This is a genomic window from Dysgonomonas sp. ZJ709 (genome assembly GCF_011039195.1).
Taxonomy (GTDB): domain Bacteria; phylum Bacteroidota; class Bacteroidia; order Bacteroidales; family Dysgonomonadaceae; genus Dysgonomonas.
Genome location: NZ_JAAKEM010000001.1, coordinates 1 through 21,246, shown reverse-complemented (window position 1 = coordinate 21,246; position 21,246 = coordinate 1). Strand labels below are relative to the sequence as shown.

The 21,246-nt window shown below is 37.6% G+C and carries 15 protein-coding genes, 3 tRNA genes, 1 other RNA gene and 1 pseudogene; 12 read left to right on the top strand and 8 right to left on the bottom strand.

Annotated elements, in window-relative coordinates:
- Positions 1–47 precede the first annotated feature (47 nt).
- From G7Y56_RS00095 to G7Y56_RS00075, 5 genes are all read right to left on the bottom strand, one after another.
- On the bottom strand, positions 48–1,511 hold the full coding sequence (locus G7Y56_RS00095) for a RagB/SusD family nutrient uptake outer membrane protein (protein WP_165040102.1): 1,464 nt from the start codon (positions 1,509–1,511) through the stop codon (positions 48–50).
- Between the two features lie 20 nt (positions 1,512–1,531).
- The gene (locus G7Y56_RS00090; RefSeq protein ID WP_165040100.1) at positions 1,532–4,612 is read right to left on the bottom strand and encodes a TonB-dependent receptor; all 3,081 of its coding nucleotides are present in this window, start codon (positions 4,610–4,612) and stop codon (positions 1,532–1,534) included.
- A 293-nt stretch (positions 4,613–4,905) separates the two neighbouring features.
- Positions 4,906–7,743 (bottom strand): triple tyrosine motif-containing protein, encoded by a 2,838-nt coding sequence (locus G7Y56_RS00085; protein ID WP_255498590.1) that lies wholly within the window; start codon positions 7,741–7,743, stop codon positions 4,906–4,908.
- 296 nt (positions 7,744–8,039) lie between these two features.
- A tRNA-Asn gene (locus tag G7Y56_RS00080) sits at positions 8,040–8,113 on the bottom strand.
- Positions 8,114–8,143: 30 nt separating this feature from the next.
- Positions 8,144–8,217, bottom strand: a tRNA-Asn gene (locus G7Y56_RS00075).
- 85 nt (positions 8,218–8,302) lie between these two features.
- Here G7Y56_RS00075 and G7Y56_RS00070 point away from each other — a divergent pair.
- Both G7Y56_RS00070 and lpdA read left to right on the top strand, forming a co-directional pair.
- Positions 8,303–9,277, top strand: coding sequence for an adenosine kinase (locus G7Y56_RS00070; RefSeq protein ID WP_165040098.1), 975 nt, complete (start codon positions 8,303–8,305; stop codon positions 9,275–9,277).
- A 128-nt stretch (positions 9,278–9,405) separates the two neighbouring features.
- On the top strand, positions 9,406–10,758 hold the full coding sequence (gene lpdA, locus G7Y56_RS00065; RefSeq protein ID WP_165040096.1) for a dihydrolipoyl dehydrogenase: 1,353 nt from the start codon (positions 9,406–9,408) through the stop codon (positions 10,756–10,758).
- Positions 10,759–10,838: 80 nt separating this feature from the next.
- Here the strand turns inward: lpdA and G7Y56_RS00060 are convergent, their stop codons facing one another.
- Positions 10,839–11,705 carry an NAD kinase gene (locus G7Y56_RS00060; RefSeq protein WP_165020288.1) on the bottom strand — a complete coding sequence of 289 codons (867 nt, stop codon included), beginning with the start codon at positions 11,703–11,705 and terminating at the stop codon, positions 10,839–10,841.
- A 216-nt stretch (positions 11,706–11,921) separates the two neighbouring features.
- On the opposite strand from G7Y56_RS00060, the gene G7Y56_RS00055 reads away from it, so the two are divergent.
- The 8 genes from G7Y56_RS00055 (at position 11,922) to G7Y56_RS00020 (ending at position 19,450) form a co-directional block, all read left to right on the top strand.
- Positions 11,922–12,653 carry a pyridoxine 5'-phosphate synthase gene (locus G7Y56_RS00055; RefSeq protein ID WP_165040094.1) on the top strand — a complete coding sequence of 244 codons (732 nt, stop codon included), beginning with the start codon at positions 11,922–11,924 and terminating at the stop codon, positions 12,651–12,653.
- 16 nt (positions 12,654–12,669) lie between these two features.
- A complete protein-coding gene (locus G7Y56_RS00050; protein ID WP_165040092.1) occupies positions 12,670–13,533 on the top strand; it encodes an energy transducer TonB in 864 nt (287 codons plus the stop codon).
- A 6-nt stretch (positions 13,534–13,539) separates the two neighbouring features.
- Complete coding sequence (locus G7Y56_RS00045; RefSeq protein ID WP_165040090.1) at positions 13,540–14,079, top strand: DJ-1 family glyoxalase III; 540 nt, start codon at positions 13,540–13,542, stop codon at positions 14,077–14,079.
- 71 nt (positions 14,080–14,150) lie between these two features.
- Positions 14,151–14,825, top strand: coding sequence for a DedA family protein (locus G7Y56_RS00040; protein ID WP_165040087.1), 675 nt, complete (start codon positions 14,151–14,153; stop codon positions 14,823–14,825).
- 78 nt (positions 14,826–14,903) lie between these two features.
- The gene (locus G7Y56_RS00035; RefSeq protein WP_165040084.1) at positions 14,904–16,202 is read left to right on the top strand and encodes an NAD(P)/FAD-dependent oxidoreductase; all 1,299 of its coding nucleotides are present in this window, start codon (positions 14,904–14,906) and stop codon (positions 16,200–16,202) included.
- A 103-nt stretch (positions 16,203–16,305) separates the two neighbouring features.
- Positions 16,306–16,667: RNase P RNA component class A (gene rnpB, locus G7Y56_RS00030), an RNA gene on the top strand.
- Between the two features lie 55 nt (positions 16,668–16,722).
- Positions 16,723–18,048: a YihY/virulence factor BrkB family protein gene (locus tag G7Y56_RS00025; protein ID WP_165020282.1), complete on the top strand. Its 1,326-nt coding sequence runs from the start codon at positions 16,723–16,725 to the stop codon at positions 18,046–18,048.
- 28 nt (positions 18,049–18,076) lie between these two features.
- On the top strand, positions 18,077–19,450 hold the full coding sequence (locus tag G7Y56_RS00020) for an MATE family efflux transporter (protein WP_165040082.1): 1,374 nt from the start codon (positions 18,077–18,079) through the stop codon (positions 19,448–19,450).
- Positions 19,451–19,465: 15 nt separating this feature from the next.
- Here the strand turns inward: G7Y56_RS00020 and queF are convergent, their stop codons facing one another.
- Both queF and queC read right to left on the bottom strand, forming a co-directional pair.
- Positions 19,466–19,933, bottom strand: coding sequence for a preQ(1) synthase (queF, locus tag G7Y56_RS00015; RefSeq protein WP_165040080.1), 468 nt, complete (start codon positions 19,931–19,933; stop codon positions 19,466–19,468).
- Position 19,934: 1 nt separating this feature from the next.
- Complete coding sequence (gene queC / locus G7Y56_RS00010; RefSeq protein WP_165040078.1) at positions 19,935–20,591, bottom strand: 7-cyano-7-deazaguanine synthase QueC; 657 nt, start codon at positions 20,589–20,591, stop codon at positions 19,935–19,937.
- 145 nt (positions 20,592–20,736) lie between these two features.
- On the opposite strand from queC, the gene G7Y56_RS00005 reads away from it, so the two are divergent.
- A tRNA-Lys gene (locus G7Y56_RS00005) sits at positions 20,737–20,809 on the top strand.
- A gap of 241 nt (positions 20,810–21,050) precedes the next feature.
- Positions 21,051–21,246 (top strand): annotated as a pseudogene (locus tag G7Y56_RS18475) (site-specific integrase); the annotation flags it as partial.

Genomic DNA, 21,246 nt, shown 5'->3' with positions numbered 1-21,246 from the left:
TTTGTCGACACCAGGATAAATTAACTAAACATCTTTATCGGAATAATTTACCTTAAATTAGGATTTAAGTCTATTTGAGCTTGCGGCACCGGATAAAATTCAGATTTACCTGCCACGAATCCATTGAGAGTACCTTCTGCTTTACCTGTACGAACAAGGTCGTAGAAGCGCTCACCCCACTCACCTGCTAACTCAATCGATCTTTCTTCAAGAATCTGATCTAGTGTCACATTAGTTAAATTTGTCATTTTAGCTCTTGTTCTCACTTCATTGAAAGGTGTATCTCCGTTTTGGCCTTTACGAACTTTCGCTTCAGCGTTCAACAATAATACATCTGCATACCTAAGCATTCTGATATTGTTTCCAAGACCATAAGTTGTTTTTCCCACAGGTAACTGTGTGCTCGGTAAATAAGTTTTACCATTAAATACACGGTCATATCCTTCTGGAGCAATACTAGGTTTCAACTCATCACCCTCACGCGTAATCGTCCCTGCAAACAAAAATGTTGTTTCGAAACGATCAGATTCTCCTCTTGACTTAAAGAGAGCCTCAAATTTTGGAGATGGAGTAAGGAAGCCCCATCCTCCGCCAATTTTGTCTCCTACGAATCCATTACGAGGGCCTTGGAATTCAAACCATGCATCAGATGCGAATACTGTTCCATCTATTACTGCATATTGTAACTCAAACAAATTCTCATTAGACAAACATCCTGGTAGTTTGAAATAATCATAGAAACTGGAATAAAGGGAAAATTTCCCACTATTTATTATTTCATTTGTAGCACTTAGTACTGCATCCCAATCGTTAATGTCGGAATTTGCTTTTGCTTTCAGTGCTAGTGCTGTATACATTGTTACCTGACCTTTGTACGGCATTTCATTAGGACGTAAAGCCGGTAAATTTGCCACACAAAACGTTATTTCGTCATTAATAAATTTATAAATATCAGCGCGAGACGTTTTTAACGAATTAGTCAAAACTGTTTCATTATCTACCACTAATGGGATATCACCAAATAGTCTTACAAGATAAAAATAAGCATATGCTCTCATAAAACGTACTTCAGCATGGTATTGAGCGTTTAGCTTCTTCTCCGCATCTGTAGTTGTGTATTTATTATACTCATCAAGAGCTATCAAAGCTGCATTCGAATTAAGGACTAAATTATATAGACCTTGCCATGTTCCGTTTAAAGCCCAATATCCACCAAGTTGAGAATAGTTAAAGTTTTCAGCATTTGTCAAGTCTCCCTGATCGGCTGGCGATGAACCTTTATCAATATCATCTCCCCTTACAGCTATCAAGCCATAAGCAGACCATGAACCAAATCCATTATTACTACGTACCCTAGCATAGATTCCAGCAGCAGGTTTAAACATATCCTCTGTCTTCGTATAATCAACTTCTTGTATATCAACAGTATTCTCAGGGTATTTATCCAGAAAATCGTTACAACTGCTAAATAATAGCAGTGCGGATATAATAGTATAAATATATAGTTTCATATTTCAATCTTATTATTTTATTAATATACTAATTTAACTCCAAAACTGTAAACAGATGCGTTCGGATAAACCTGATTATCTATACCATCCGACACATCTGTGGTAAAGCCGTTATATGAGAAGAAGCTAAATGGTCGCTCAGCTGTAAAGCTTAATCGCAAACTAGTTTTGCTATTGCTATTTGGAAAAACATCAAAGAATGTATATCCGAACTGAATATTCTGGATAGTGAAAGTAGCAGCATCTTCTACAAAGAAAGAGTTAAATTTGCTATAAGTCCATGAACTTGCCAAACCTGCAGCTGAAGGATATTTGTTTGTAGAACCTTCGCCTGTCCATCTATTGTCGATTAAATCCTGTTCAAAATTGATCTCACTTTGTTTTTGTCTAAGGAATCTCTTTTGGTTAAATATTTTATGACCGAATTGACCTTGAAAAACAGTACTGAAATCAAATTGCTTATAACTGAATCCTAAATTACCTCCTATAAATAATTTAGGTAGTGGGGATCCTAGTTCGGTTCTATCTGCATCTGTAATCTGTCCATCACCATCAAGATCTTTAAAGCGTATATCTCCAGGTTTAGGTTTATCTTTAGCCTCCAAATTAGAAAGAGTAGGATCAGCATTTATTTCTGCTTGATTTTGATAAATACCTTCCATTACATATCCATAATAAGAATCTACAGTTTTCCCTATCTGTCTTATCATTCCATGGTCTCCTGTTACTACAATTTTCTCTAGACCATCTAATTCTGTTACTCTATTTCTCAATGTAGACATATTAAAGCCAACATTGTAGTTGAAATCTTTACCTACTTTATCATTCCAGTTTAGAGTAAGCTCCATTCCCGAGTTTTCAACTGCACCATTATTCATTAACAATGAACCTGCACCAAAAGGCAGAGGCCTTGAGAAAACCGCATTTTTAGTAGTTCTCTTGAAATAATCAACCTCTCCTGACAAGCGATTGTTCAGTGTAGCAAAATCTATTCCGACATTAAATTCTTCTACCCTTTCCCATTTAAGACGGCTAAAGAAAGATACACTTGATGTACCCGGAATTACTGAATTATCGAATACTGCATTCTCTAAAGTAAGGGAGCCAAAGCCATCGTTAGGCTGTATTTTATCGTTACCTAATTGTCCCCAGCTTGTTCTTAATTTCAAGAAATCGAAAGCGCTTTGATTCTTCATAAAACCTTCTTCTGTCAATACCCATCCAAGACCAATAGATGGAAAATAGCCCCATTTTTCTTGATATTTAGAACTACCATCAGCACGGAATGTAGCTGACAATAAATATTTACCATCATAATCATACATTGCACGTCCAAAGAAAGAAGCACTTCTCTCTTCTACAGCGTGATCAATCCAAAGGGTATTATCGTTACCTACAGAAGGCTTCTGCAATTCACCTTGATGGATATACCAATATTCATCTCTTCCTTCCGGCACATTTTTAGCTGTCAATCGTATATATTCCACTCTATCTCTTCTTACAGAGTTACCAGCCATCAATGTCAAATTGTGTTTGTCAGCAAAAGTATCTTGAAATGTCAAAATATTATCTACTAACCAATTGTTCTTATATGTCTGATTTTTGTTAAGAAGTGACTCTTGATTTTGCTGAGAAGCGGATACAAAATAAGTTGGAAGGAATTTTTGATAGCGTGTAATTGCGATATCTTGATTGAATGAACTTCTGAAGGACAATTTATTGTCCAACATCGAGAACTGAACATAGAATGAAGGCAACACCTGCGTAATACGCGATGTTTCATTATAATAATCAGCCAAAGCAACCGGATTCCAAAAATAAGTTGTTAAACCAACATCCTGAGCTGAAGCGTATTTACGAGGGAATGCGCCTGTATTATTTTCATCAAAAACAGGATAAATTGATGGTGATGTATATGCATTTCCAAAAGCACTCATGTTTGCAAGTTTCTGAGTACTATTTATTAAAACTACATTTCCTCCTACTTTCATCCACTTAGTTATATCTGCATCAACTCTGGTTCTTACATTGAGACGTTCAAAGCCATTATCGCTATCCTGAATACCATCTTGATTTAAATAACTAACTCCCAGTGCATAAGAAGTATTATCTCCACCACCATTAACGCTTACCGAGTGGCTATGCATCAATGCTGTTCTCAATACCTCATCATACCAATCTGTATTTGTTGAAGGAACTCCATTGGCTCCGCCAAAACGATTAATCGATTGATTAATAGCTGTAGTATTACCGATCTCGCCCATCATTGTAGCATACTGACTCGAATTTGCCATTTTCAAAACATTAGATGCTGTTTGAAAACCCATATATCCATCGTAAACAACTTGAGGCTTGCTATTTTTATAACCTTTCTTCGTTGAGACAATAATAACTCCATTTGCTGCACGAACACCATAGATAGCTGAAGATGAAGCATCTTTCAGAACACTAATGTTATCGATATCATTATTACTCAAGAAGTCGATATTGTCGAAGAACATACCATCTACAACATAGAGTGGTCCTTGCTTATTTGCATCATAACTACCAATACCACGTATACGAACTTTAGGTGAGCTACCTGGTTGCCCACTTTGCACAATTTGCAATCCCGGTACCTTTCCTTGTAATGCTTGCATTGGAGAGGCTGTAAGATGCTTACTAATATCCTCACCTTTGATTACAGCTATGGGAGATGTCAAGTCTTTAGCTTTTGCACTACCATAACCAATCACAATAGTTTCACCCAATAAAGTTGCATTGTCAGCTAGTACAATATTGACAACGCTTTGAGAACCTACTGTAATCTCTTGGGAATTCATCCCAACAAACGAGTATTCTAAGACATCACCCGAATTTGCAGAAATCGTGTACTTTCCATCAAAATCAGTCACTGTACCTACAGTAGTCCCTTTAACGCGTACGGTCACCCCAATAAGAGGCTCTTTTGTTTCATCGGTAATAGTACCGGATATGCTTTTTGTCTGAGCATACATGCTAAATGTGCTTACCAGCAAGAGGCAAACCAACAGCATAAGACTCTTTGAGAGCAAAGAATCATTCTTTTTCTGTGAAAAGAAGGTTTTTAGTTTAAATCTCATAGTTCAACTTTTTTAATTTAAGTTACGTGTAAAAGAAAGCGCCTATGAACAACGTTGAAAAGAAAAGTAGATAGACTTATGGTCAGTGCTAAGTCTTGTTTAAAGTAAGATTATATCACTTCAATATTCTCGTTGCAGGGCATCAGATTTTCTACAAATATGAGAGGGAAAGTAAAAAAAACATAAAAAAACACATCACCACCAACACTCTGCTAAAACATTTAACAAATAGACCACCTCATCATTACCTCTCAATAAATACTAAATAACTAATAATAAGATTATTAAAACTATCAATCTATTGAAAATAAAAAGTCACTAAGGTGCATCGAAGTAGGTATATTAAGTTTTTTTCGTAACCGCGACCTGCTATTTTCAACAGCACGGACGGACAAATTCATAAAAGATGCTATTTCTTTCGAGTCCAAATTGAGCTTAAGACAAGCACAAAGTTTGAGATCATTTGTAGTCAATTCAGGATATAAAGTTTTTAATTGCTTGAAGAAATTAGGGTGTTTTTGCTCAAATTTTATCAAAAACATTTTCCAATCATCTTCTCTATTGAGATTGTTGCTAAGAAGAGAACCTATCCTCTGATACAATGGGTCCAGCATTTTGTTTTTGCTACTGTGATAAAATTCGTCTACAATTTCTTTTGTTTTGAGAATCAACTCATTCTTCTGAATAATGAAAGAAGTTTGAGTAAACAATTCGGCATTCTTTTTTTCAATCTCAAATTGCAATTTTTCATTCATCGCTCTCAACCGCTTTGTTTCACGAAGCCTAACTTTTTGAAGGTGAATATTCCGGTATCGCTTCAACATTATTTGCCATACAATAAAGAAGAGGATAACAGAAAGAATAAAATACCCAAAATAAGCCCAGATAGTCTGATACCATGGCGATAGTACCTGAAACTCGTAAGACAGCGTATCTGAATAGTTACCTAAATTATCAATAGTTCTTATCATCAAGACATAGTGACCTTTAGGTAAACGATCATACGTGATTTTATTTATTTCCTGAGCACTCGACCAATCTTGGTCAACACCGTCGAGCATATATTGAAACGACAGGTTCTTACTGAATACATCATTTACGGTAAAGCTGACAGTAACGGAATTATAGTTATATGGCACCTTCGCTTTTTCTGAAAGATTTAAATAAACAGCATCACCCTTCATATTATTAATCTGAAAAGATTCTAAATGTGGAATATTTTGGATAGATCCCAAATTTGCTTTTGCTGTCATTTTATCATAAAGAAGAAATCCATTATCTAAACAGATTAAACTAAGCGAATCATCTAGTATAGATATATTCTCATAACCATCGACCAGAGAAAGGTTATGAATCCCGATATCATATCGTTCGATAATATAGGCACTATACCCATCATAATAAAATTTGAATACACAATCACCACTAATAGCCCAAAAAAGGCTCTCGCCTATATAAACAACCTTTTTCAGATTCGAAATAGACTTAAAACATTCATTCAACTTATCATTGGGCTTCACTTTATTTTCAATATCATCGTATGTGAAAAACTCATCATTTCCTAAAAGAATAATACGACCTCCAATCTTAAACATACTCAACCGATATGGCAGGCCATCATTAGAATCCCCTCCATAATAAGCATAATTTTTAACTTCAGTCAAGCTATCATTCAGCATATAACGATAAACACCTTTGTAAGGATGCTGCATCCAAACATTACCCAAATGATCAATCTCAGTTGCCCGCACCGGGTCATTCGGTCGTCCGATATCATAAAGTTTATTGGTAGATTTATGTATTATTCTCAGACGGTCATAACTAGAGAGCAGGAGTACCTCCTGATCTTTTAACCTACCCTCCTCAACCCCATACAAGCCCGAATTCAAATATGGGTAATCAGTTATCGTCATGTTTTCATTTACAATCTTCAAACCTCTATTGTGAGAGCAATAAAGCTTGTCATCAATAACCTGCAAAGACCAAACTTGTCCCTGCGTATTATTTATCAGTTTTAGTTTAGACAATGAATTAGATGATCTCAGTTCATCTTTAGATATATAGAACAATCCCTGATTGGTAGCCAAAAAAAGTTTGTCTTTCCAGAATACAGCATCGTAAACAGCTCCTATATTACCACTGGGATCGGTAAAATAACTCATATTATCCAAATATTGAACATAAGCTATACCCCTATCCAACGCAACCCAAAGATTACCCAGCTTATCTTCATGCAAGGCTAAAATTGTGTTATTCTGCAATCGGCTTTCCGTCGAAAAATGGTTCAATATCTGCCCCGATTTATCGACTTCGTAAATACCATTTAAGATTGAACCTAAAAAATACGTACCACGATGAGATAATAACCCGCAATTCAATTCATTTTGCTGAAACACGTCAGACAGCTTAGAATTCCACTCAGTAAAACGTTCTCCATCGTAAAGATATAAGCCATTCGTAGCTGTACCTATCAGATATTTATCAGAATCATATGGAAGAATCACACGAACATCTTTACCTACAAAAACATCGCTGCCCTCAACTTTATCAGGCTTATTATTATTTAAGCGATACAAAGGCCCCTTCATTTCTTGCATCCAAAGATCATCTCCCACTTTCAGCAGAAATAAAATATTAAAATTTGTAGGTATCTGTGTAACTGTTTTATAATCGTAAACAAATAGCGAACTGAAAGATTGAAAATAAACATATCCATCAACAATCCACACTTTCCAAAAATCATTATCTTTCAAGAGTTGGCTATCAACCTGATCGCTCAAGGATGTATAAACAAGGCGACCTGAAACATCCCGATCCCAACGACCAAACTCCTCATAACCTACAGTAAATACAGTTTCATGATTCAATACAGATATACTCCTTACTTGAGACGCATTTGGCATCTTTGACAAATTCCATTCAATACCATCGAACTCCAGCAAGCCAATATCATTTCCAAAATAGACAATACCTCTTTCATCTTCAGCTATAGACCAGTTTTTATTAGCAGCCTGATAACTTTTCTTATCAAAATTTACGATATAGGGATTATTTGCGAATAAATTAGCAGTATATATTATAAAGAAGAATAGCATGCAGAATAACTTTATTCTTCGAGAAATCATTTCCATACAATCAATCTGTTTTGTTTATTAAGGTCTAACATGCAGAAAGCGCAGTTGTTCAATTTACTTATAATGAATAACAAGAACGAATCTTTATATTAATATTTTCTTTGATAATTTGGTAATTCCATTGCATTATTTATACTTATCAACAAGGCGAAGTTATCAAAATTTTCTATTTTATCAACTAGCCGAATACTAAAACTGTATATCACAGCCTCTCAAAAAGCATTCAAAAGAAGAGTGTCTAGGCAATACACAACAAAAAAAGGCAGATGAAACATCTACCTTTTTTAATTTTGCTCTTCAGGCTGGGCTCGAACCAGCGACCCTCTGATTAACAGTCAGATGCTCTAACCAACTGAGCTACTGAAGAATACTATTTGAGAAGAGTTTTTTTATTTCGCTCTTCAGGCTGGGCTCGAACCAGCGACCCTCTGATTAACAGTCAGATGCTCTAACCAACTGAGCTACTGAAGAGTGTTTTACTTTCTCAAAAGTGAGGCAAAAGTAGGGTATATTTCTGAATTATGCAATATCTTTATACAAAATTTTAAAAGAGTTTATGAAAGTACTAGGAATGGGCAACGCCCTTGTTGATGTTTTAGCCATTATAGAAAGTGACAAAACCCTTGAGGTTCTACAACTTCCGAAAGGAAGCATGCAGTTAATCGACGAAATAAGATTGCAGGCTGTTTCTGAAGAAATAAATAAATTAAATAAGTCGATTGTATCAGGAGGCTCAGCATCCAATACAATTGCAGGACTTGCATCCCTCGGAATAGGTACAGGTTTTATAGGGCGAATAGGATCTGATTCGTACGGACAACATTATAAAAGCGATCTCGAAAAGTATAATATCAAATCGCATTTAACCGAAGTCGATGAAGCATCCGGCGTCGCCACAACATTTATTTCGAAAAACGGCGAACGCACTTTTGGCACTTATCTGGGAGCAGCAGCTCTTCTGAATGCGGAGGAATTGAACAGTGAGGATTTTAAAAGCTATAAATATTTTTATATTGAAGGATATCTTGTTCAAAGCCACGATTTGATACGAAAAGCCATACTACTTGCCAAAGAAGCCGGAGCAAAAGTTATTTTAGATTTGGCCAGCTATAATATTGTTGAAGAAAACCGAGATTTCCTTCTTAACATTATACCTCAACATGTAGATATTGTCTTTGCGAACGAGGAAGAAGCGAAGTCTCTATTTAACACAACTCCCGAAAAAGCGGTTTCATTACTTGCTGCAAACACAGAGATAGCTATCGTGAAAACAGGAGAGAAAGGTTCATGGATACAAAAAGGCAACGAAAAAGTATTTGTAGAAGCCAACAAAGTAGATTGTGTAGACACAACAGGTGCAGGCGATCTATACGCAGCAGGATTTATCTACGGCCTCATCCACAATTGCACACTTAGTGTTTCGGGACAAATAGGAACACTCTTGGCTGGGCATGTTATCGAAGCTATCGGAGCAAAGATAACCGACGACAAATGGGATGGCATCAGAGAGAGAATAAAGGGTTTTATGTAATCCGATTAGACTTAAGTTCTTGTAAATATTTATTGATATATTTTTACTGGTTTATTATCTGATAAGCACTCTTGTAACTCGTAACTAATTACTTGTAACTACTTAATAACTGAAAAACACATTATATTATGAAATACGACATTGCTATTATCGGCGGAGGCCCTGCCGGATACACTGCTGCCGAAAAAGCTGCTGCAAATGGAATGAAAACAATTCTCTTTGAAAAAAGCGCTTTAGGAGGCATTTGCCTTAACGAAGGATGTATTCCGACCAAAACCCTCTTATATTCGGCTAAAACATTAGACAATATTAAAAGCGCCGCTAAATACGGTGTATTGGTCGAAGGTGAAGTATCTTTCGACCTTAGCCGCATTATCGGACGTAAACAAAAGACTGTACGCAAACTGACAGCAGGTATAAAACAAAAATTAGCTGCACACGATGTTGTAATTGTAAATGGCAGTGCATCTATTCTTAGTGAAGATTCAGATAAAAACATTCAGATAATTTGCAATGACGAAACATATACTGCAACGAAACTATTATTATGCACAGGCTCCGAAACTATTATTCCTCCCATAAAAGGATTGAAAGAAAGCAGTTTTTGGACATCAAAAGAAGCGCTTGATAATAAAGAACTACCACAATCTTTAGCTATCATCGGAGGTGGAGTTATCGGAATAGAATTTGCATCGTTCTTCAATAGCTTGGGTGTGAAAGTCAATGTAATCGAAATGGTTCCCGAAATACTTGGAGCCATGGACAAAGAACTTTCGGCAATGCTTCGAACAGACTATGCCAAAAGAGGAATTAGTTTTCATCTTGACACGAAAGTAGTAGAGATCAATGAAAAGGAAGTTATTGTTGAAAAGGATGGCGAACAACATGCTATCGAAGCACAACAAATACTATTAAGCACAGGTCGTCAACCAATCATCAGCAACTTAGGGTTGGAAACTTTAAATATCGAATTATTTCGCAAAGGAATTAAGGTAAATGAATATATGCAAACCTCCCACCCCAGCATCTACGCTTGTGGAGATATCACAGGCTACTCGCTGCTAGCACACACGGCCGTACGCGAAGGAGAGGTTGCAATCAATCACATACTAGGAATAGAAGATAAGATGAGCTACAAAGCCATACCCGGTGTTGTATATACTAATCCTGAAATAGCAGGAGTGGGCAAAACAGAAGAAGAACTTATTGCTCAAAACGTAAAGCATAAGATTTTAAAACTACCGATGGCATATTCAGGACGTTTTGTTGCTGAGAATGAGTTAGGAAACGGCGTATGCAAATTAATTATAGATAGCGACGAAAAAATTGTAGGATGCCACATGCTAGGCAATCCTGCCTCAGAGTTGATCGTTATAGCAGGAATCGCAATTGAAAAAGAATACACTGTAGAAGAATTCCAAAAGATAGTATTCCCTCATCCTACTGTGGGAGAGATAATACACGAAACACTCTTCGCGTGAGCTCAATATAAAGTTTATTGATGTTTGTCTTGCGAGGAACTAAGCCCCTCTTCTGGAGGGGTTGGGGAGGCTAAAAGATATTATTGGCGTGGATCGACACCCCACATCAGCTTGTCGCGAAGCGTACCATAGAAAGTATGACCTAAGCGTTTTACAACCTTAAGTGTAAAGTCTGCTTTCTTTATGTGTAGTTTTGTGCCGGTAGAAAATACATTAGAACGCCCATCGAGCGAAATAAGGAAGCTATCGCTGCGACTTTCTACTTCGAGGGTAATCACACAATGATTATCTACGACCAACGGTCTTGCACTCAGGCTATGCGGTGCAACAGGTGCAATTATAAAACTCGAAGAAGTAGGTGTCATTATAGGACCACCCACACTTAGCGAGTAAGCAGTAGAACCGGTTGGTGTCGCAATTATCAATCCATCAGCCTCATAAGACGTAAGATACTCGTCATTAATATAAGCATGCAGCGTTATCATAGATGCCGTATCCTGTTTCAATATTGCGATTTCATTCAACGCATAGTTAAAACCATGAAAAGCTTTCTCGTTAGTAGAAAGTTGAAGCTGATTACGATTTTCGATCCTATACTTCCCTGCCAGAATATCAGCTAATGCACAATCTAATTCTTCGTCAGTGACATCTGCCAAAAAACCCAACCGTCCCGTATTGATACCGAATATGGGAATATCTTTCTTTCCTATAGCCGAAGCCGTACGCAAGAAAGTTCCATCCCCTCCGATACTGATTGCCATATCGGCAGAAAAGTCCTCACCATTGAAGATTCCCGCAACATCGTATTGCAAGCCAAATCCGGTGGATAGATATTCATAAAAGCGATCCTGCACATAGATTTCGACACGGTTTTCGAGCAAGATGTTGAATATACGTTCTATCTGCTCTAACTTCTGATGTCTGCTACCGAATATTGCTATCTTCATTATCGTTGGTTTAAGACTAATTATATTAATTCATAAAACAAATAGGAGGTCAAATCGTTATATTTATGCGTGAAATAAGAAGTCAGATTCGTATATTTCATCAATTCGTATTACATTTGTATCTCTTTTTGTAGCACAAAGTTGCTAAAAAAGTTTTGACTTATAAGAATTGTTTCTTTAGTATTTATTTTGTCGGGATATTTTTAATGTTTTTTTATGACCAAACTGAGTGTTAACATTAACAAAATTGCGACCCTTCGCAATTCGCGCGGAGGTAATGTTCCGGATCTTTTAAAAGTAGCTCGTGATTGTGAAACTTTCGGCGCAGATGGTATTACCGTACATCCTCGGCCTGATGAGCGCCACATACGATATAAAGATGTATTCGATCTTCAAGGAAGAATACGTACCGAATTTAATATAGAAGGCTATCCATCTACTAAGTTTATGGATTTAGTAACAACTATCAAACCGACTCAAGTAACGCTTGTGCCGGACGGACCTGATGCAATAACATCGAATGCAGGATGGGATACTGTGAAGAATCTGGATTTTCTTCGCGATATAATAGACAAACTAACCTCGGCAGGTATCCGCACATCTATATTTGTAGATGCTGACATAAAAATGGTAGAGTATGCGGCTAAAGCCGGAACTGATCGTATCGAATTATATACTGAGCCTTACGCTCTTAATTATCCGAAGAATAAAGAAGCGGCTGTTGCACCATTTGTAGAAGCAGCTAAAGCAGCTAAAAAACTGGGTCTTGGCGTAAATGCGGGGCACGATCTCAGCCTTGAGAATCTACATTTTCTATATAAGAACATACCATGGCTAGACGAAGTATCTATCGGCCATGCTCTTATCAGTGACGCTCTTTACATCGGACTTGAGAAGACAATAATAGGATATAAAAACTGTTTAAAGAATACGGAAGAGATTCTTTAATAAAAAACACCTAAATATGGAAGACGGAAAAGAAAAAATGATAAGTATAGCAGGAACGGCAGCGTTTCATATTATAATTATCCTGTCTCTCCTTTTCATCTATTTAAAACCTTCTATCGACACACGTTTTTCTGAAGATTTAGGAGGTGTACCCGTTATGTTCGGCAATGTGCCCGATGCTTTCGGCGACGATGAACCTTTTGGTCGTGGCAATGGTAATGTGGGGGCAGAAGAAGCTTCCTCACCAAATGTCAGCGAAGACCCTATCCCAATGGTAGAACCTACCAGTGCTAAAACCAAGCCAACAACAACCAATACCGAAAAGTCTGCTGTTACGCAGGATTTTGAGGAAACTGTCGCAATAAAAGAAGCTAAGAAAAAAGCCGAAGAAAAGAAAGAACAAGAAGCCGCCGAACAACGTAAAAAAGCGGAAGCAGATCGTATAGCCAAACAAGAAGCTGAAAAGAAAGGTCAGATCAACAATCAAATGGCTGGACTTTTTGGTAACGGAACAGGCAGCGGTAGTCGTGGAAACACCGAGGGCACAGGTACGCAAGGTGTACCGACCGGAAATGCCAGCTATGGTAAAACATCGGGCATCGGAGGCTGGGGGTCGTTCGATCTTGGAGGACGTAGCCTTGGTAGTGGCGGATTAGCCAAACCGACTTATTCGGTAGACGACTATGGCACTGTAGTTGTGGATATTGTTGTCGATCCTAAGGGAAATGTAACAGAAGCTACAATAGGTAAGGGAACAAACACACCGAGCGCCACACTGAAAAATGAAGCACTGAAAGCGGCTCGGAAAACTAAATTCAACATAGTAGAAAAAGCAGCGAATCAAAAAGGAACCATTACATATAAATTCAATCTAAACTAAGTTATTATGAAGACTATATTTGTTTTTTTGACTACAGGTTTTGAAGAAATAGAAGCACTCGGAACAATCGACATTTTACGTCGTGCCGAACTGAATGTGAAGTCTGTTTCACTAACTGACAGCAAACAAGTGACAAGTAGCCGCCAAGTGACTGTTGTTGCAGATATAATGTTCGATGAAATTGATCTTTCGAATGCAGAAATGCTAGTATTGCCTGGTGGAACACCTGCATACAACGATCATGATGGTCTGAAAAAAGCTGTACTTGCTTTCGCTCAAAAAGGAGAAAAAGTAGCAGCGATATGCGCTTCGCCGATGGTATTGGGTGGGCTCGACCTACTTGATGGCAAAAACGCAACTTGTTATCCGGGTTTCGAAAAATACCTGAAAGGCGCAACATTGCAAACAGAAAAAGCGGTTGTAGTAGATGGTAATATAACAACAGGCAGAGGTCCCGGACTTACAATCGATTTCGCTCTCAAGCTGGTAGAACTTATTGCCGGAAAAGAGAAACGTGATGCTGTTGCTGCGGGGCTATTAGTATAAAAAAAATAATGTAGGGATAAAAGAACGAATCTTATTAGCTCCTGCACTACAATTATAATACAAAACTTAAAATGGATTTTTTACACGAAGCGTGGACATTCTTTCTTAACCTGCTAAGAGATACAGGTGGCACATTAGATATGCTAGTAACAGACTATGGTGTATGGGTTTACGCCATACTATTTTTAATAATATTCTGTGAGACAGGATTAGTTGTGACTCCTTTTCTTCCGGGTGATTCATTATTATTTCTTGCGGGAGCAATTGCCGTACGACCCGATAATCCTCTTCACATATACTTTTTGATTATTATACTGATAATCGCTGCAATAATAGGTGATGCAGTAAATTATACAATTGGCCGTTATTTCGGACAGAAATTATTTAGTAACCCCAATTCGAGGATATTCAAACAAAGCTATCTGGAGAAAACAAATAAGTTCTACGAGAAACATGGCGGCAAAACTATCATTTTAGCACGTTTCGTTCCTATCGTAAGAACATTTGCACCATTTGTTGCCGGTATGGGAAGGATGAGCTATAAACATTTCTTCTCATATAATGTAATCGGAGGCATAGCTTGGGTTGTTATTTTCTGTACATTAGGTGCATTAATAGGACGATTGGAATGGGTAGAAAAAAATCTTGATAAAGTAGTTCTTATTATAGTCGTAGTGTCTATACTCCCTGCAATATACGAAGTTGTAAAGGCAAAACTCACAGCAAAAAAGGATATAGCCGATTAAAATAAGCTAAATTTAAAACTTATAAATAGCCAATATTGTTTAATTAGATGCAATATTGGCTTTTAATATTTTAATAAAATGAATTATAATGTAAACATCCCCGATGCCGGAGATAAGAAACGCGTGGTCATTGTTGGTGGCGGATTTGCAGGACTAGAACTGGCTAAAAGGTTAGACAAGAAATATTATCAAATAGTATTAATCGATAAGAATAATTATTATCAGTTTCAACCCCTGTTTTATCAGGTAGCTACAGGAGGCTTAGAACCCAGTTCGATATCTTACCCACATCGAAAAACATTCAACAAGAGTAAGAATGTACACTTCCGTATGTGCGAAGCAAAGCAAATAATTACTGAAGACAAAAAAGTCGAAACAAATATCGGCGATATTACTTACGATTATGTAGTAATAGCTACAGGCTGCGACACGAATTACTTCGGCAATGACAACCTGAAAGAAAGCACCTTTGCTTTAAAATCTGTATCTGAATCTCTACTACTTCGCAACAGGATACTCCTTAGTTTCGAAGAAGCACTAAGCGCAAAAGACGATGATGAATTGAGAGAGATACTATCATTTGTTATTGTTGGCGGAGGAGCTACGGGTGTAGAACTTGCCGGAGCACTAGCCGATATGAAGAAAAGTATATTGCCAAAAGACTATCCTGAAGTAGATTTTAGTAAAATGGAAATACATCTAGTAGATGCGTCTCCTCGCCTATTATTTGCCATGTCGGAAAATGCATCGGAAGGTGCGGCAAAAACACTTACCAAAAGAGGTGTAATAATACATCAGGATATATCTGTAAAAGCATACGATAAACCCACTGTCGAACTAAGCGATAATACTACCCTTCGTACCAGAAACGTATTCTGGGTAGCAGGAGTAAAACCGAATGGATTGAAAGGTTTAGATGGATCTGCATACAATAGAGGTCGGCTTGTGGTGAATCAATATAATCAAGTAAATGGATATGAAAATGTATTTGCTATAGGCGACACATCTCTCCAAATGTCGGATGTAACACCTAAAGGTCATCCACAGGTAGCACAGGTAGCGCTGCAAATGGCAAGATGCCTTGCTAAAAACTTAAATAATAAGATAACAGGAAAAGCTCCTGAGAAATTTAAATATAGTGATAGAGGATCGCTTGCAACAATAGGGCGCCATGCAGCCGTTGCCGATCTGGGGAAATTCAGATTTGGAGGTTTCGTTGCATGGTGGCTATGGCTGCTGGTGCATATACTATCTATTGTGGGAATACGAAACAGATTAGCGGTATTTATAGACTGGGTATGGAGTTATCTCAACTATGACGTATCCTTACGTCTGTTCATACGTCCGAAATTCAATGAGATGTACGATAAAGAATAATCAGTGAGATATACGGAGAAACAGGTCAATTCGGCAATGAGAAAACTTATAATTCATCATTTGTAACTCATAACTGAAAAAACCCCTATCTTTGCACCCTCATACAGTAGGTCGGTTTGTCGCTGGCTACCTTCGGGTAGAAAGAGGAAAGTCCGGGCAACATAGAGCATCGCACTTCTTAATGGGAAGCTGTTTGTGAAAGCAGAGTTAAGGTAACAGAGAATAACCGCTTCGCTTCGGTGGAGTAAGGGTGAAAAGGTGAGGTAAGAGCTCACCGGTCTGTGCAGCAATGTACAGAGCCGTACCACTTGCGAGTTGTAAGACCATGTATACCGACGCATGTAGGGCTGCTCGCCCGATGTCGGGGGGTAGGTCGCTAGAGTTTGCTGGTGACAGCATCCGTAGATAAATGACAGACATCTTGCTTGCAAGATACAGGACCCGGCTTATAGACTTACTGTATTTTTATTATTCTGCCTTATTCTTTATCTGCTATATTTTGAACGAAATATAAAGTTATATGATCGAGAAAATAAAAACGTTTGTACAACGAGTTATTCGTTTTCTGACTTACGGAATCTGGAGAGTAAGCAAATCAACCAGCCACTCTTCACACAAGATAGGTCTGTATAATATTATTAAAACATTTATCCTTGCTATCCGTAATATAGATGGCGCTCAACTCTTTACACGCGCATCAGCTCTCACATACAGCACCTTATTATCCATCGTTCCTCTATTGGCGGTACTATTTGCCATAGCCCGTGGATTTGGATTTCAGAATATAGTTAAGACGCAATTGTTCAGCTACTTCACAGGACAAGAGGAAGTGCTTAATAAAGCGACAGCTTTTATTGACAAATCGATAGAATACGCCCAAGGGGGTGTCTTTTTAGGAATTGGTATCATCATGCTACTATATACAGTGATTAATCTTTTATCGAATATAGAAGAGAATTTCAATATGATATGGCAGATAAAAAAGGGGAGGACATACTTCCGTATGTTCACTGATTATCTGGCATTGATTATTATTGCACCTGTATTTCTGGTATGTAATGCGGGGTTGACGGTTATACTTAATTCTACTGCCGACCAACAATATTTTCTAGGTCTGGTTCTCAATCCATTAGTCAAGACTATACCGTTTCTTATCACGATCTTATTATTTACTATCCTCTACATATATATCCCGAATACGAAAGTGAAATTCAGCAGTGCTTTATTAGGTGGAGTTTTCACGGGTATTTGCTTTCAGGTCTTCCAATTACTATATATCAGCGGACAAATCTGGATTTCGAAATACAATGCCATATATGGTAGTTTCGCCGCTTTGCCGTTACTATTATTATGGTTGCAATTAACGTGGTTCTTCGTTCTATTTGGAGTGCAGCTTTCATTCGCATATCAGAATGTAAATAAGTTCAGTTTTGAACATGAAACATCGAATATTAGCCGTCGGTACAAAGATTTCATTACATTACTTATAATGACTCTTATCGTAAAACGTTTCGAAAAAGGATATACTCCATTTACTGCCGATGAATTATCTGAACGCTATAAGATACCAACAAAACTGACAAGTGATACACTTTTCTATTTGCAGGAAATAAGATTGATAGTCGAAACACCATCCGAAGGCAGCACAATGGTACCGGCTTATATTCCGGCGATAGACATTAATCATATCAGTGTTGCTTATTTCTTTGATAAAATTAATTTACATGGTTCGGAAGATTTCATGATAGATACTGACATCGAATTTAGAAGTGAATGGGAAGTAATTCTTGAGATAAGAGAGGTGATACACCTCAAAGAGAAGGACAAATTGCTGAAAGACCTATAAAACTTTCACTTGAACACTAAAACTATAAATGAAATCCGGAATACAGAATCTAACAGAGGGTAAGATATTCTCCAGCCTCATTCGCCTTGCTTTACCTTTAATGGGCACAAGTTTCCTGCAAATGGCATATACCTTAATGGCTATGTCGTGGGTAGGTCGATTGGGTGCAAGTGCGACTTCGGGCAATGTAACTAAAGCTGAAGCTGCAATTGGAGCAATCGGGATGCTATTGTGGCTAAGTGCATCCGTTGCATATCTGGCGATGATCGGAGCCGAGGTTTCGGTTGGGCAATCCATCGGTGCTAGAAAACTGAAACGGGCTGCCGTTTATGCTTCACATACAACAACAATAGCTACTATTCTCGGCTGTATATGGACTGCAATACTATTCGTTTTTGCACCACAAATCCTATCTTTCTTCAAACTGGAGAGCGATATTATTGAAGCCGCTACATTATACCTGAGAATACTCGCCATCTGCCTTCCTTTTCAATTTGTGTCCTACAATATTACGGGTATATACAACGGTGCAGGACGCAGTATTATTCCATTCAGAAACAATGCAGCAGGACTTGTATTGAATATGATTCTCGACCCGATTCTGATGTTTACGTTTAATATGGGATTGCACGGTGCTGCAATAGGTACTGTTGTTTCGCAACTATTTGTATTCGGCTTATTCTTCTATCAGATCAAATATGGTAGCAGGATACTGGGAAACTTCTCATTTTTGATAAAACCACGATTGGTATTTCTGAAAAGAATTTGTTTTCTAGGTGCACCTGTTTCTATAATGAATTCGCTGTATGCCATCATAAATATGAATCTTGCACGTGTAGCTTCTATACATGGCGGACATATCGGATTGATGACACAGACAACAGGCGGACAAATAGAAGCTGTTACGTGGAACACTTCGCAAGGATTTTCGACTGCACTGAGCGCTTTTGTTGCGCAAAATTATGCAGCTAATAAATTGGACAGAGGAAAAAAGGCATATGTCTATACGATACGTGTAATGCTTGTACTCGGGATATTCGTGAGTATTGCATTTATCTTATTCGGAGCACAAATATTCGGGATTATTGTACCCGAAGAAAATGCGATGAAAGCCGGAGCACAATACCTTATGATTATGGGACTGGTGCAGATCTTTATGATGTTTGAACTCACAACTCAAGGTATGTTTAACGGTATCGGACGTACGATCGAGCCGGCTATTATAAGTATATCATTCAATGCTTTGCGTATTCCGTTAGCTTATTATCTTGCCTCACAGATGGGAATTGTAGGTGTATGGTGGGCAATTGCTATATCCTCTGTATGCAAGGGAATTATATTGCCAACATGGTTCTCGGTAGTTTACAGGAGAGTAAATAAAAAAAGACCTCAAATTAGTTGAAGTCTTTTATATCTGTTATTTATAGATTTGCTGGGGATTGTGTCTTAGCAATCGCTCTTTTGCCAACTGTTCGTATTCAGTACTCGGGCGACCATAATTGCAATATGGATAAATACTAATTCCTCCACGCGGTGTAAAGATACCCACTACTTCTATATACTTTGGATTCATCAATTTGATCAAATCCTTCATCATAATATTTACACAATCCTCGTGAAAAGCTCCATGATTGCGGAAGCTGAAAAGATATAATTTTAGTGCTTTGCTTTCTACCATTTTTACATCGGGCAGATAGTTAATATGTATTGTCGCAAAGTCAGGCTGTCCGGTAATAGGACATAGACTTGTAAACTCCGGGCAATTGAAAGTTACCCAATAATCGTTTCCTTGATGCTTATTTTCGAATGCCTCCAATACCTCTGGTGCATAATCATCTTTATATTCTGTTTTACCACCTAAATGGCTAAGTCCCTCTATGCTCATTTTATTTCCTTATTTTCAAATAATTATCCAAACCTTGTCGACGTAATTTACATGACGGGCATTCACCACAGCCATCTGCGACAATACCATTATAGCAAGTAAGCGTCTGGTAACGTACGACATCAAATGCACCCAGTTCGTCAGCCAATTGCCATACCGATGTTTTATCTCTCCACATCAAAGGGGTATGAATATGAAAATGCTCATCCATTGCCAAATTGATAGATGTATTAGCCGACATGATAAAGGTATCTCTACAATCGGGATAACCACTATAGTCAGCCTCCGATACACCTGTTATGATATGACGGATACCATGCGAACGTGCAATTACTCCGGCAAAGGTTAAAAACAAAAGATTTCGACCAGGTACAAATGTATTAGGGTACGAATCACTCGGTTTTTCCTGATCCATCTCTATATCACTTGTCAGAGAATTAACTGAAAGATGGCTGATAATAGATGCATCCATTAGCTGGAATGATACTCCGGCTTGTTCAGCAATAGCTCTAGCGACTTCTATTTCCTGAGAATGACGTTGTCCGTATGTGAAGCACAAGGTGCGTACGGATGAAAAATGTTTGATTGCCCAATAAAGGCATGTAGTTGAGTCTTGACCTCCTGAGAACAAGACTAATGCAGGTTCTTTATATTCCATATTTACTCTGTTTTTTACGTGGTTAGTCCTAAGTTACACGGAAGAGGTGAATTCCTTTTCGGGTACAAAAGTAATGATTTTTAGATATTGTTCCTCAAAAATTTCACTGAAAAGAATAATTGTTTTACTTTTACACCCGTTAAAAGACTTCGTAGCTCAGTTGGTAGAGCAACTGACTCTTAATCAGTGGGTCGAGGGTTCGAGCCCCTCCGAGGTCACTTTAGAATTTTCATAAAGCGTTGTAATCAAATTGATTGCAGCGTTTTTTATTTTATATGGGTAGAACATAGGTAGATTACTTTATAAACACAAAGATATAAAAACCTATTAATCAAATAGTTAAATTTGGAAATTAAATTTATTTTTTGTAACTTCGCAGCAACTTCATTGCGTTAGCAATGCGTGTAACGCATGAATTAACGTCTATAAATAGACATTCAGTTGCTAAGATGGTAAAAAATGGATTTAATTAATTTAAAAGAGTTATTACAATTGAAAACGAATGTTTTCAATTGCCGAGACATCGAAGAAAACACTCGTAAAGAATACTTATCCAGAATAAAGCACTTCATTCATTTTGTAAAATTGCACGGAATAAACTTCAATACGTATTTAGAATATAAGCGTTATTTAAGTTCTATCGACACGTTAAGTG